The 14,037-nt window shown below is 62.9% G+C and carries 7 protein-coding genes and 3 pseudogenes; 6 read left to right on the forward strand and 4 right to left on the reverse strand.

Annotation, left to right across the window (positions count from 1 at the left end; translation table 11 throughout):
• The first annotated feature begins 535 nt into the window (after positions 1 to 535).
• On the forward strand, positions 536 to 4,183 hold the full coding sequence (locus AB0J47_RS39610; protein WP_364358953.1) for a DUF4062 domain-containing protein: 3,648 nt from the start codon (positions 536 to 538) through the stop codon (positions 4,181 to 4,183).
• Positions 4,184 to 4,881: 698 nt separating this feature from the next.
• Here the strand turns inward: AB0J47_RS39610 and AB0J47_RS39615 are convergent.
• The 4 genes and pseudogenes from AB0J47_RS39615 to AB0J47_RS39630 form a co-directional block, all read right to left on the reverse strand.
• On the reverse strand, positions 4,882 to 5,070 hold the full coding sequence (locus AB0J47_RS39615) for a hypothetical protein (protein ID WP_364358956.1): 189 nt from the start codon (positions 5,068 to 5,070) through the stop codon (positions 4,882 to 4,884).
• Positions 5,071 to 5,463: 393 nt separating this feature from the next.
• A pseudogene (locus AB0J47_RS39620) lies at positions 5,464 to 6,513 on the reverse strand (arylsulfatase); the annotation flags it as partial.
• Between the two features lie 593 nt (positions 6,514 to 7,106).
• Positions 7,107 to 7,292, reverse strand: coding sequence for a hypothetical protein (locus AB0J47_RS39625; RefSeq protein WP_364358959.1), 186 nt, complete (start codon positions 7,290 to 7,292; stop codon positions 7,107 to 7,109).
• A 338-nt stretch (positions 7,293 to 7,630) separates the two neighbouring features.
• A complete protein-coding gene (locus AB0J47_RS39630; protein WP_364358962.1) occupies positions 7,631 to 8,626 on the reverse strand; it encodes a transcriptional regulator in 996 nt (331 codons plus the stop codon).
• Between the two features lie 103 nt (positions 8,627 to 8,729).
• Here AB0J47_RS39630 and AB0J47_RS39635 point away from each other — a divergent pair, with 103 nt between their 5' ends.
• The 5 genes and pseudogenes from AB0J47_RS39635 to AB0J47_RS39655 all read left to right on the forward strand — a co-directional run bounded on the left by AB0J47_RS39635 (position 8,730) and on the right by AB0J47_RS39655 (position 13,949).
• Entirely contained in the window at positions 8,730 to 9,152 is a 423-nt protein-coding gene (locus AB0J47_RS39635) for a VOC family protein (protein WP_364358965.1), read from the forward strand.
• A gap of 764 nt (positions 9,153 to 9,916) precedes the next feature.
• On the forward strand, positions 9,917 to 11,881 hold the full coding sequence (locus tag AB0J47_RS39640; RefSeq protein WP_364358968.1) for a terpene cyclase/mutase family protein: 1,965 nt from the start codon (positions 9,917 to 9,919) through the stop codon (positions 11,879 to 11,881).
• Positions 11,882 to 12,042: 161 nt separating this feature from the next.
• Positions 12,043 to 12,813: pseudogene (locus AB0J47_RS39645) on the forward strand (transposase family protein).
• 11 nt (positions 12,814 to 12,824) lie between these two features.
• Positions 12,825 to 13,052, forward strand: a pseudogene (locus AB0J47_RS39650) (IS3 family transposase); the annotation flags it as partial.
• 582 nt (positions 13,053 to 13,634) lie between these two features.
• Positions 13,635 to 13,949: an OB-fold domain-containing protein gene (locus AB0J47_RS39655; protein ID WP_364358971.1), complete on the forward strand. Its 315-nt coding sequence runs from the start codon at positions 13,635 to 13,637 to the stop codon at positions 13,947 to 13,949.
• The last annotated feature ends 88 nt before the right edge of the window (positions 13,950 to 14,037 follow it).

Below are 14,037 nucleotides of genomic sequence, written 5' to 3' on the forward strand. Positions count from 1 at the left end.
GATTGGACAGGATGGTAGGGCCGAAACGCTTGAGCATTCGAAGTTGACGCTTCCGTACAGATTTGCCGCCACTGGTGTGTTCCCGCACCCCATCACTCCGGCGGTGCCACCAACGGGGACAGCTCGAAACGACCACGCCGACAGCAACATTCAGCTCACACACCGGCACATCGTGCCGTCAACGACCTCGCATCACCACCGAATGTGGGACATAGCCGAAAACTGGACAGACCCGCGTGGTTCGGCTGGGTTGGAGGAGTTGTTCGGGCGGGTTGTAGGCCGGTTCTTGCGGGCGAAGCCGCGGTTGTCGGCGTATGCGCGGGGCCTGCTGGCGGCGAAACTCTTGTTGCCGCAGTCGAGTACAGGGGTATTTCTTTCGCTTCTCGGCATATGTCGCGCAAATATGTTGTCCTATAATGGTGTTTGGAACGCAGCTACCCGGGTTGCCATTCGGCATGTGACAGGTTGTGGCGTGTAATTCCGATAATGCACCGACCGGTCCGTAGGTCAATACTATTCGACATCGGAGGTAGCGGTGGCCGTCATTCCGATCTTCGTCTCCTCGACTTTTCGTGACTTCCACACCGAGCGGGACGAGTTGATGGCGTCGGTGCTGCCTGCGTTGAACGATCAGGTCGCTGAATACGGGTGCTGGGTCGAGATCATCGATCTTCGCTGGGGTGTTTCGGACGCCGATCTCGACGACGAGGTTCGTCAGGCGCGCGTGCTCGCCGTCTGTCTGTCGGAGATCGAGCGTGCGCGTCCGCTGTTCGTCGGACTGCTGGGGGAGCGCTACGGGTGGGTGCCGGACGAACTGCGTCTGGCGCTGGCCATGTACGAGGCCGATATCAGCGACTATCCCTCGGGAATCTCGGTGACGGCACTCGAATTTGAATACGGTGCGCTGCGCAGGACCGGTAGCGGGGCGGTATTCCTGGAACGGGAGCTGGTCGGAGCGGTGCCACCGGGCTGGCGAGACCAGCATCCCGGACTCGTGACCGCGCTCAAGACCCGCGTGCGCAGGCATTGCTCGGTGCACAGCTACCGCGTCGTCTCCGACGGTGCGCGGGTGCGTGAACTCGGTGATTTCGTCGCCTGCGCGACACGGGTGCTCGGCGCCGAGGTATTGCGCCGCGCACAGGAGGTCGCGGGCGATCGGGTCGATCCGGTGTCGGCCGCGGAGTCCTTGTTCTTCGAGGATCGCCTCCGTGCCTTCGACGGTCGCGGCGGTCTGGTATCGGCGGCGGTCGACCGTGTGCGAAACGGGAATGGTGTCTGCCTCATTGGGGAGTCCGGCATAGGAAAGTCGTCCGTCTGGTGTGCCGCCGTGCGTCAACTGGTCGACGGCGGAGCGCGTGTGGTCGCTGTGTCCGCCGGCGCCTCACCCGAAATCTCCACGCTGCGAGCAGTTCTCATACGTGCCTGCGCCGCGGTCGGCGTGGTGGAGGGATTGGTCTCCCTCGTGGACGAGGACCTCGAGAATGCCTTCCGCGCCGCGCTCGCCGCCGCGGCGCCCCTCGTACTCGCGGTAGACGGGATCGATCAGATCCTCGGTCATGCGAATCCGACCTTTCTGTCCGGCCTGCCCGCCGCAGTCACGGTCCTGACGTCCACGACCAGCCCGGACCAGACCCGCTACGCGGCGGCGCAGAACATCACGGTGCTGGAGGTGACCCCGCTCGCATCCACGGACAGCCGCCTAGCGGTCGGCGCCATCTGCGCCGCGCTACGGCGCCGCCTGCCCGCCCTCGCCGTCGACCTGCTCACCGCGCGATCGAGGACTCCGCTGTGGATCCGCCTGGCCGTCGCCGAACTGTCGGCCCTGGACGCGGAGGACTTCTCCGGCGTCGACCCCGGAGCCGACCCGATCACAGCCATCGCCGACCTCGTGACCGCGACCGTACGCGACCTACCCGCCTCTACCGGCGACCTCGTCTCCCGAATCATCGACCGCGCCGTTGACCGTTTCGGCGAGCGCGAGGTGCGCGCATTCCTCGCCTTCGCCGTCATCTCCCGATCGGGACTTCGTTCCGTCGACTTCGAAGCGCTCGCCGGACTGAACGCGCTGACCATCGCCGGAATCCGGCGCGCACTGTCCGGACTTCTCATCGCCCGTGGCGAGGGCGGGCGCCTCGGATTCACGCACGCGATCATTCGGAGCCATATCGCGCAGCGCTTCGTGGCCGAGAACGATGAAGCGCCCTTGCACAGCAGGATTGCGCGGTATTTTGCGGAGTCCTATGCCCACGATCCACTCTGCGAAGAGGACAGGCTGTGGCACATCTTCCGCGCTGGTGACCTGAGTGCGTCGCCGATACTCAACAAAGTTGCGCCCGAGCGTCAGAGCAGGCTTTCCGCTGTGGTGATCGACTCCGCGCGAGAGCGTGGCCTCGAGGCCGGATTTCGTGGACTGGATTCTGCCGGAGTGAGTTTCCTGGCCGGAGCCGTGCATGAGCACAAATCCGCGATGCGAGCGGATGCACGAGTCACGTTGTGCTTGCAGTTGCTGTCGTCGGCACAGGGATTGTTCGAAAGCAGCGACGTGGGCGAGGTCGAACTGCGAATGATGTCGAATGCGGCAGGCTGTGTCGCCGACCTGCCGTCCTCGCTCGGGACGGAGAAGCTCCAGCGGGAGCGAGCCGTGGATTCTCTCGCGTTCGCCCGGCGTCTGGTCGAGCGGTATCCTGCGGCAGCCCGAGCGCACGAGGTGCTCGGCCTACTATCCATGTGGTTCGCCCGCGAATCGGACGACCCGGCCGAAGCGCTGGAGGCTAGGCGGACGGCGGTCGAAGAGTGGGAACGGGTGGCCGCCCGTGAACCGTCGAAGCATGCCGATGCCTGGTTGCAATTCGCGCTGTCCGAGCTGGGCGGGATGGAACTGCGCATCGGTGACCACCGTGCCGCCCGCGCCGTGTACGAGAAGGCGCTGAACCTGACCCGGAGATTGTTCGCCGAGAATTCGACGCCCGAGTACGCGACCAATGTCATCAATGCACTGAATGGCCTCGGTGCCGTATGCGAACACGAGAACCGTGGCGAGGACATGCTCCGCTACTATTCGAAAGCGCTCGGTCTCGCCGAATGGAGCTATTCGACGAATCCGGGACGCGGGGCAATCGAGCAGTTGGCGGTGACCTCCCGTATGTACGGTCTCGCCCTGTACGACGAAGGGCACGTGACGGATTCGTATCGGTGGTTGAGCCGCTCCTGCGACATGTATCGCATCGCAGGCGAGGTCGACCCAGAGAACGCGCAGTGGCCGTTCAGGATCGACACGATCGGTAGATTGGCCGGTGTCGAGATCGTCCTCGGTCATGTCGAGACAGCGCGGGAGAGAATCAGCGGTGCGATCAATTCGGTCCCGGAACCTGGCGCGGCTGTCCAGATAGCTCCGCGGGCGATTGTACAGTTCGCACGCGGTCGGATACGGACGGGGGACTTTGGGTCCGCTGAACTACTGTGCACGGAGGCTGTCCGGATATTCGAGGATCGAGGTGCGGACCCGGCGGATCATGTCAATATCGAGTGGGCCCGCGCATTCGTGGTACTCGCCGAAGTTCAGGATCGGCAGGGACGAGACAGTGCGTCGGCGGCTTCCTTGCGAGCCGCGATCGGCATCAGGCAGGCGATGGTCGACAAGTCGGCGTCGAAGCTGGGGCAGGACGAGATTCGAGAGCTCGGTATGTCGTTGATAAACCTCGCCCTGCTGTCGGACCCCGCGGAACGCCATAGGATCGGGCACGAGATCGCCACACTCTGGAGCCGAAGACTCGCCGATGACCGAGGTTCGGTCGGGCCGAAGAATCTGTGGCTGGCGAAACGTCTGGCGAACCTGGCGATGGAGTGTCGCGCCGACGCCGAAGCGCTGTTCACGGCGGCGATGGGATACGCGTCGGGGCTCGTCGAATCCGAGCCAGACAATCACGAGTACGTGGCCGCGTGTATCGGGGTGACCGATGTGAGTGCGGTCTTCTCGATACAGAACGGCAATACCCGAAAAGCCGTAGAGCTGTGGTTGGCTGCGGCCCGTTCGGCCGACCGAAAGCCGAACCATCCGGACTTGCTCGGGATGCAGAGAAGTGTTGCCAACAATCTGCTGCGTGTCAGCGGGCAGTACGACCTGCCTCGGGATCTGGCGGCGAAGTGCCGATATTGGTCGGACAGGTTGAGGGCTCATCACTGATCGCCGCCAGCCTCGTCTTCATCGCCCGCCAGGCGGGTGTAGAGCCTGCGGCAGCAGGCTTCCCAACCGGTATCGGTGGTGTCCTCCAGGCAGCGGGACAGTAGTGTAGGTCGTGTTTGACGGCGGGTCGCGAATATCGTCTTCGAGTCGTTCGAGGTTCTCAGCGATTCGCTCGAGGACACCGAGTCGACGAAGTTGTCCGTTCCGGGGCACAGGTAACCGACCCGTCGCGGGCTCGCAGGATGGTCCGTAGAGTGGGATCGGCGTCTATGGGCCCACATTCTGTGGCCAGTGTATCGCCCAGCCACACAACGGCGTCGGCGATTCACAACGATAGATTGCGATCTCGATCATCGTTGCGAAGTCCCATAATCTGCCGCTGTCGATTCGGCGGCGGCAGCTGTACGCGATGACCGAAAGCAGTTCGTGCAGCTGAGGATCGGGACGGATCGTTCAGCCACATCAGGTGTACGGCACTGACCCCAGAATACGTGTCGCGCCAGTCGGTTTCCGAAACCACACTGGTAGGTGGCACCGCCTTGTTCGGGTACGCCTGCGCGAGTGCGGGATCCGCGACTGCGGCCCTATTTCAGCGGTCCTTGCAGACCCCGCCGAGCACGCCCGGCATTGGGTCCATGTAGCTGCATGGAATGCATTGTCCGGCTGTGTGTTTGCGCTCGATGCTCCGACGTCGGCGGTTATTGCGGCCGTGCCGCGGTTTCTTGGATGAGGTGCAGCAGGGCTCGAGCAGCGGCCGGCGTGAGGTCGGGGGGATCCTTCGGGACGCTGACTTCGAGTTCCGTTGAGTTCGCGTTGTCGTGCGATAGGTGTGAGTAGGTCGACTGGGCGGTCTCGACCGAGGAGTCGAGCGGGTAAGCGTTGTGCATGAAGCCATTTTCCGATTGGTGTGGTGAGCGGGGCAGCATCCAAGGAAGGGCCTTGACGATATCGATAGGCTGGCGCGACATTCGTGATCTGGCGGTCTACGATCCATCGGGCCTACTGTCGGTTCTCAGGATTCTCTCAGCTGAACCCGTCTTGAACCCCTACAGGCCCCTACCTGCGGTTCCACGTTGATTCTGCTCAGCACTATCACCCACCCTCCTGCATATCCGCAGATAGAACGGGTGACGTGTCGTAGTTGTTGTGTCCGGAGGGCGAACTGACCCATATCCCCAACCTGGTGTATGTCGCTGACCTGCAACTTCCTTGACGCTGATAGAGCTGCCGGGGCGCGACCGGATTGGCCGCCCCGGTGTGAGCAGATCGCGTTCTGAAGCTTAGTTTCCTTCCAACACGGCCTCGGCTTCCTTTTGGAGGTCGTTGAAGGATTCCTTGCCGATTTCGACGGTGACGTTCTGGATGGTTCCTCCGGTGAAGGTGGCGGGCTCTGGTATTGCGGGGAGATGGTGTCGCCACTGTCGTAGCCGATACTGAGTCCCTCGCCGGCGAGGCCGAACCTGGCGGGTTGGGCGCGCATCGGGCCCTTGCTGACGGGTTGGCCGTCGACGTACAGCGTTGTGGTACCTACGGATTCGCCGTGTTGCCCAGAGGTTTCGCGGCTGAATTCCATGCCGAGAGTGTGTTTGCCCAGGGGGGAGCAGTGCCGAGGCGACGAAGTCCTGCTCAGGTTGGATGCCGAGGAAGTTGTAGACGTAGTGCAGCCTACGGTCCTTGACGAACAGGGTATGTCCGCCGAAGCGGGAGCCGTGGGCGAAGATGACGCCTCGAGCTTCGGGGGTGAGGTCGACATTGGCGACGATCTTGTAGGACCTGCCGCAGACATTGACCGCGGCGGCGTCCGGGACCGGCGAGGCACCCGGGTGGTAGACGTAGCGGTCGCGGGGCGGTTCGGGTTTGGGTCGTTCGACGCCGAGTTGTTCGACGACGGAACGGTCGTCGAGGGGCAGGACGTAGTTGTCCTGGGCTTCTTGGTTCCAGACGTTGATCAGTTCCTCGAGCTTGTCGGGGTACTGGTCGGCGAGGTTCTTCGATTCGGAGCGGTCCTCGTCGACGTGGTAGAGCTCCCACTTATCCTGGTCGAAGTGGCCCTGGTTGCTGATGGCGGCGTGCAGCGAGGCGGCTTTCCAGCCGTTCTCCCAAATGCCGCGGGTGCCGAGCATGGCGTAATACTGGCGTTTCTTCGTGGTTGGCGTGTCGGCGTTGTCGAAGCTGTAGCGCATTGACACACCATTGATCGGGTATTGCTTCACCCCGCCGAACTCATCGGGCATCTGGATGCCGGTGACCTCGAGAATGGTCGGCACGATGTCGGTGCAATGGTGGTATTGGTGTCAGATCTGTCCCTTGGCCTTGATTCCCTTCCAATATCAGCAGCATTACGGGAGCGGCTGTTGGCAGCTCCCGTTTCGGCGGCGGCGCCGCCCTGGCATCCGGTTCCGATGGGCAGTGGGCAACAAGAACCGGGTGGATCGTGCGGCGACAGATCAGGGTTCAGGCTGGCTGGGCGGCGGCGATGTTGATCGGGCGCAGTCGCAGCACGTCGCGTTGATCGGAGGTGAAGGTCCAGTACTTGTGGCGCCAGTCCGGGAATTCCGCGCGCCAGCCCTGCGGTACCGCAGGGCTCGATCTTGGGCGTGGGTCCGGCAACCGGTGTACTGGCGCTCAGGTACTGCTCACGGGTGACGGTCTCGATAGCAGTGATCACGGAACTGGGTCGGCTTCATCGGGCGCGGGGCGGATATGGCTGCGCCAGAAGCGGAACGGCGCAAGCGTTTTGCGAGGGCAAGGCAATAAGAAGTGCCTGCCTGACGGACACGCGGCGATATCGCAATGGCGCCGCAGCGCGGCAGTCAGCTATGTCGGCGGCAGCCATGCGTCACGGCCTCAAAATCTGTCAAGCGGGATCGTGACGTCACATTTTGCTGATATGACACTCGGCCGACTCTGACCGCCGTGGAGATTAGGGCTGATCGGAGTCTGCGAGCATACCCAGGAAAGCGCGCATATCCCCGGCTTCCGGGACGCCGAGATTCGCATACAGGCTCATCGCGATACCGGCGTATTCGCGCGCTCGATCGACGTCGCCGAGATCTCGGTACGCGCGAGCCAGCCCGTCGTTGGCGTGTGCTCGCTCGGGTAGGTTCAATGCCTCGTCTGCTAACGCCAGTGCGGTGCTGCGCTTTTCGGCGGCTGAGTCAGGTCGAGCACCGAAAAATCCGCAGAGTAGCCGAGTCGGTCTCCGAGCAAGGGCCGCTGCAACGGTCATCGTCATGGCGCGGTGCGTTCGGTCGGCCTCGAATCGATACAGCCACCTGCAGGTCGCCTGCCCCGCTCCGACCTGTTCGATCAGCGCGGTATGCGGCTATGGGCGGACGTTCGCGGACCAGGCGGTGGTTCGGCGGCGGTTCGAGGGCCTGGGCGCTCGGGTCCGAGACATAGTGATCAGCCAACGGCAATCTGGGTGACGCTTCGCGCTGCTGGGGGCTACCCGTGGGGTTGGTATCTGCCGTCGGCGGCCGCGGTGAGTCGGCGGGCCAGGGCGCGTACGGCGTCTTTGAGGGTCTCAGGGTGTTCGATGACGAACGGGCGGTTCAGGTCGGCGAGGACTGCGGGAATCCAGTCGAGTTGTTCGGCCCGGATTCGGACCTGGACCCACGGGCGGGTGTCGGCCGGCGGTGAGTCGATCTCGTGCATGGTCGCGATCGTCGCGGGGAGCAGCGGGCGGACCTGGGTGAGCGTGCCCTGCACTCGGATCGATACCTCGTGCCGGTAGGGCGCGGTGGCAAGTGCGGACAGCAGGTGGGCGGCCGGCTCGAATCCGGGGGGCGGAGTGAACGTTCCGGGCAGTGTGGTCACCGCGGTGATGCGGTCCACCCGGAACTGGCGTAGTTCGTCACTGTTGCTGTCCTGCCCTGTCAGGTACCACCGGCCGGAGTGGTCGACGAGCCCGTAGGGGTGCACGGTCCGCTCGCTGGGCCGCCCGTGTCGGGCGGTGTAGTCGATCGCGACCGGTCGGTGCTCGCGGGTGGCCTCGGCGAGCCGGAGCAGGACGGCGGTCTCGACAGCGACTTCCGGGCGAGCGTCCGCGGTGAATTCGACGGTGTTGATCAGTGCGTCCAGCCGGGCCGTCAGGTGGGCGGGCAGGACGCGGCGGAGTTTGGCCGTCGCGCTGTGGGCTGCGCGGGCGGAAACTGTCGATCGGTCGGCGCCGCGGTTGGTGAGGAGGCCGAGTAACACCGCCACCGCCTCGTCGTCGGTCAGCATCAGCGGCGGCATTCGGTACCCGGGGGCGAGCCGGTAGCCCCCGTAGCGGCCCCGAACCGATCGGACGGGGATATCCAGGTCGGTGAGATGGGTGACGTATCGCCTGACGGTGCGTTCATCGACGCCGAGCCGTCCGGCGAGTTCACCGACGGTATGGGTGCCGCCGGTCTGCAACAGCTCGAGCAGGGCCAGCACTCGGGCGGTGGGGCGCGTCATCGGGAAATTCTCGCATCTATACCGGGCGGAAACTGTCCGGTATTGACTTTACCGTGGCATGCGGCGGCGGAACTTCCGCCTCGTCCGACAGCAGGAGCACGCAATGAATCTGGTCTCGATCCGCCTGATCACCGATGACATCCAGCGGTTGGTCAGCTTCTATCAGCAGGTGACCGGTGTCGAAGCAACCTGGGCTACACCAGATTTCGCCGAAATCGTCACACCGGCCGGCACCCTCGCGATCGGAAGCACCCGCACCGTGGCGCTGTTGGCGGCAGGCAGCGCGCGCCCAGCCGACAACCACACCGCGATCATCGAATTCCTGGTCCCCGACGTCGATGCCGATTACCGGCGGTTGCGGGATTCGGTCGACGATTTCGTCAACGAGCCCACGACGATGCCGTGGGGGAACCGGTCGTTGCTGTTCCGCGATCCCGACGGCAACCTGATCAACCTCTTCACCCCGGCCACCGCGCAAGCCGTCGCAAAATTCGCCGTTCGACATCCGCTCGATACGGCCGGGTAGACCGGGCGCATTGCTGCGCCCGGTCCCCCTCAGAACTGTACGTGCCAGTCATCCCGGCATACGGCTCAAGCAAGCCCGGAGGCGTTGTGAGGCATGCTGATTCACCGGATCTCCTGCCTCCGTGGCGCGTGCACGGTGGCGGCAGAAGGTGTGGATGAGACGGCGATCGTCCGAGTCGTCGGGTCGCGTGGTGGTGATGTGCTGTTTGCGGATCGCCACCAGCGTGACGCGCACCCATTGTTCCCATTCGTGTGGGCTTTGCGGGTGTTGATCGGCAATATGTCGAGCCGACCGTTGCACACGCCGAATTCTCCCACAACGCGACTAAGGAATACGAAACCACGATTGCCCCCTATCCGCACAGATGCCCAACCAAACTACCCCCGCCCCTACCGGAAACCTATCATGATCCGATTCCGACACAACGATGATGTTCCATGATGTCGCACTTACTTGCCGATTATCGGAACAGTGTTGAATACCCTTCGGTAATCACCACGATCGGCTGCGCACTCGAACAGTAACGACGTGCCCGCCGCAGGCAGGTGCCAAATACCTCCGAAGGATCAATTGAAGAGAAGGGGTGTCATGGACACGCCACAACCTCGTGCAACCCGGCAGCTGTATAGGCGCACGGATCGGCAGAAGCGATTGAGCAGAGGGATTGATCGCGCAACCACTGATCGATGCTGGGCGGCGGTCAGGTACCCGTCGGGGAGTGTTTTTGCGGCGGACCTGAGGACGTCGGTGAGGAGTCGACGGTAATGAATCCTGCGAGCTTAGAGGATTTGGCAGCCGAAGCGTTGCGAAGGGGCATCGACAATCTGGAGAGGCGTCAGGAACCAGATGGCAGCTGGCGCGGTCACTATGGTGGTCCGGCATTCCTGCTGCCGATGTACGTGGTGTTGTGCCAGGTTTCCGGGTACCGCCTGCCTATCGATAGAGTTGCACGTATCCGCAGGCATCTAATGTCCACCGTCAACTCCGATGGCAGCATAGGATTGTATGAGGACGGAGCTGGAACGGTTTTCACCTCTGTCCTTGGGTACGTTGCACTCCGCATCCTGGGTGAAGACGTGCAGGAACCCACAGTCGTGCGACTGCGCGAGTGGATCCATGAGAACGGCACTCCGCTACGCTCGGCGTCTTGGGGAAAATTCTCGCTGTGTTTGCTGGGCCTGTACGACTACGAGGGAATTCATCCTCTCCCGCCCGAGGTCTGGCTCCTGCCGTACTCGTCACCCCTCCACCCCCGCCGGACGTTTTGCCAAGCACGGCAGGTGGCCCTACCCATGTCCTGGCTGTATGGGATGCGCAAGCATGGGCCGCTCGATAAGACAATTCAGGAACTGCGGGAAGAGCTGTACCCCCAAGGCTACGATCAGATCGACTGGAGCAAGCATCGGTCTAGTATCGCAGCAACGGACAACTATCGGCCGGTGACCCGTATCTTCCGTGCAACCGCCGCGGTCCAGCAACTGTTCGAGAAGTGCGTGCCGAGCTTTCTGAGAAAGCAGGCGCTGGACGTGATCGTGGAGCACATTCAGTATGAGGACCGCGTGACGTCGGGCTTAGGCCTCGGCCCGGTCGACGCCATACTGAACACTTTGGTACATCACTTTCGAGATCCGGGTGGCCAAGAATTTGCGACAGGAATGGTGATGCTGAACGAATATCTCTGGGAGACCGAAGACGCTACCAGCATGCAAGGCTACAGCTCGGCGCAACTGTGGGACACTGCATTCTCGCTGCAGGCGCTCAACGCTGCCGGGTCCGTCGATGCCTCGTATTCCAACAGCCGGATGATCGCATCGGCGTTTCGGTTCGTCGACGAGAATCAGATCCTTGAAGACCCGCCCTACCACCGCAAGTACTACAGAGAGCTCTCCCGAGGCAGCTGGCCGTTCTCGGTCGGCCGACAAGGCTGGCCGGTGGCCGACTGCACAGCTGAGGGTTTCAAAGCCGCACTGATTGGTGAGGATCTCGGTCTCGAACCGAGTATCGGCGAAGAGAGGCTGCTCGCTGCTGTCCGTTTGTTGCTGTCCTGGCAAAACCCCAACGGTGGCTGGGCAAGCTATGAGCCTATCCGGGGGCCGAGATGGCTGGAATGGTTCAATCCGACCCAGGTCTTCGATGACGTCGTTATCGAACGCACATACGTGGAGTGCACGAGCTCGGTTCTCCAAGCCTTCGCCCTCGCCGGGACGCACTTTCCTCATATAGCAGAGTCCCTGGAACGACCGATCACCGCCGGTCGACAATATCTGCTCGACTCACAGCGGAACGATGGCAGCTTCGAAGGTTGTTGGGGGGTCTGCTTCACCTACGGCACCTGGTTCGGCGTCTGGGGTCTCCTCGCGGCAGGAGTGCCGGTTGGACACCAAAGCATCCAACGGGCTTGCGCATTTCTGTTGTCTATCCAGCAGGACGACAATGGGTGGGGGGAGGCTCCGGAGAGCTGCATCAGCAGGCGGTATGTGCCGTCGCAGGGAAGCCAGGTGGTGATGACCGCCTGGGCGTTGCTGGCTCTGATACGGGCTGGTTACTCCGCCCACCCAGGGGTTAGGAATGGCATCCGCTTTCTGATCGAGCGCCAGCACGGCGACGGTCATTTTGTGCGCGAGGGCTACAACGGAGTCTTCGGTCGGACCACGATGCTTAACTACGACAACTTTCGGCACTATTTCCCATTGTGGGCATTCGCGGAGTGGTTGCGCGTCAATAATTGATCAAACGGAAGTGATATTTCTTCCACATATAGTGAGCCTTTTTCATCCTGACTGAAGGAGGCTGTGCCTCAGTGTGATTGGTATGGCGTGTCAGTGTGAGGATGGGCGAAGCCCCTGGTAGATCAGCTGGCGACCAAAACTGCTGAGTACCGAGGCTTCACGTGTTGTTCTACTGTTCCGCGCTGCCATTGTCACGTCGGACTTTTCACTTCGTCGCCGGGCTGATCCGTCGGCACCGCCGCGCGATCGGCTCGGCCTGGCGCAAGCTCGACCCGGGCCAGCAAGCCCTGCTCGTGCTGGGCCACCTGCGTAAAGCCGAGACCTACGCCGATCTCGGGGCCGGGTTCGACATCTCGACGACCACCGCATGGCGTTACGTCGGCGAGACCGTGGAATTGCTGGCTGCCCGTGCCCCGAAGTTGCGGTCGGCGCTGAAGCAAGCGAAAACCGACGGGCACGCCTACCTGATCCGGGACGGCACGCTGATCCCGATCGAGCGGGTGGCCGCCGACCGGCCCTACTACTCGGGAAGACACCGCCACCAGGGATGAACGTGCAGGTCATCGCCACACCCGACGGGGATGTCGTGTGGGTGTCGGGTGCATTGCCCGGCAGCGTGCACGATACGAAGGCCGCCTGGATCTGGCAGATCGTGGCCGAGCTCGAGCGCAGCGGATGGATCGTGCTGGCGGACAAGGGCTATCACGGTATCGACGGCCTGCTCGCTCCGTACAAGGGGCGCGGCAAACCGGAGTCGCAGAAGCAAGCCAATCGAGCCCACGCACGGCTGCGTGCCCCGGTGAACGCCAACGCTCAGCTCAAGAGCTGCTGAGTTCTACGGAAGCTACGCTGCTTGCCCGCACAAGGCCGGACAGCCCGCCAAAGCGATTCACACCTTCCAAATCCGCGAACTCGAAGCCAACCGAGGATGAAAAAGCTCACTAATGCGCTGGCGGAGACCACAATTGGGCTATACACGACAGAAACGATCTGCGACGACTCGCCGTTCCCGACCGGTCCGCTGCAGGGTTTGGCCGATGTCGAGCAGCTCACCAGCAAATGGGCGGCCTGGTACAACAGCTCTCGGCTGATGCACCGCCGCGGCCGCCGTCCACCGGTCGAGCACGAAGCCGACTGCTATGCACAAGTCGCCATCGAACCCGTTGGCTGACAGATGACCCGGATCGGCGCATCACGCAAATGCTGATCAAGGGCTCGGCGAACTGGGCCGCAGAACGGTGGACATCGCGCCGGGGCTCGCTGGGGACCGTCAGCCACACAGCACAGTCGTTGATACGCAACGGAATCGCGACGGCCGATAAGTTCAAGGAATACGCGACACCTCCGCGGCGCCAACAGACGTCGAGGAAGTGGTCGCCAGGACCGAAACCGAACCGGCCTGAAGCGACGTTTCAGCTCAGGATCCGCAATATCTCCGCACGATGATTCGCGGAATGACCTGTTGTTGCGCGTGCGCCGACGAAGGCCCGCCCGGGATAACAGGTATGCCCCCGGGTCATTCCACCCTCGTGGGAGTACTCCGGACGAACGATGCTGAAACGAAATTTACCAGCACCGTTCCGCGGAGGCTTTCATGTTCCCACCGAATGCCCAATACCCAGACGGTGTCAGCGACGACAGCGCCCGTTGTGTCGAAGACACGTTGACGATCCGTCGTTGCGTGGCCTGCGATAGGCTCTTCGGGCCTCTGACCTGCGCGTGTTCCGCCTGCGCGTCCGAGGATCTCGAGTCGATGCCCTCGTCCGGTGTTGGTTCGATCGTGTCGTGGCGGGCGGTGCGTCGCATGAGTTTTCCGCACGGCGAGTTGACGCCGTTGACGATCGCCATCGTCGAACTCGACGAGGGCCCATGGGTCTGCGCCTCCATCGAAGTTGAAGTCCCGCTGATCTCCACCGGGCCGGTGCGTGTGCACTTCCAGCCGAGTCCCCGCCAGAACAGGTTTCCGGTCTTCAAAGTCGGCGCCGATCCACGGCAGCCACCGTTGTGGCGTGTGCCCCGCGAGATCGTTGCAACTGGGAACCACCGGCAGGAGGCGGCTGCGACCTAGGTCGTGTTTCGAAAGTCGGGTCACCGTAGCCACAGGTCGATGGCGGCGATGTGGACGGTAGCCAGGAAGCGGACGGCGAGTTTGTCGT

Origin of the sequence: Nocardia sp. NPDC049737, assembly GCF_040674755.1 — a bacterium.
Classification (GTDB): domain Bacteria; phylum Actinomycetota; class Actinomycetes; order Mycobacteriales; family Mycobacteriaceae; genus Nocardia.

Coding starts and splice junctions, on each gene's coding strand:
- AB0J47_RS39615 (WP_364358956.1), bottom strand. CDS start 5,070: ATGCACAACGCTTACCCGCTCGACTCCTCGGTCGAGACCGCCCAGTCG.
- AB0J47_RS39630 (WP_364358962.1), bottom strand. CDS start 8,626: ATGACGCGCCCCACCGCCCGAGTGCTGGCCCTGCTCGAGCTGTTGCAG.
- AB0J47_RS39635 (WP_364358965.1), top strand. CDS start 8,730: ATGAATCTGGTCTCGATCCGCCTGATCACCGATGACATCCAGCGGTTG.
- AB0J47_RS39640 (WP_364358968.1), top strand. CDS start 9,917: ATGAATCCTGCGAGCTTAGAGGATTTGGCAGCCGAAGCGTTGCGAAGG.
- AB0J47_RS39655 (WP_364358971.1), top strand. CDS start 13,635: ATGCCCTCGTCCGGTGTTGGTTCGATCGTGTCGTGGCGGGCGGTGCGT.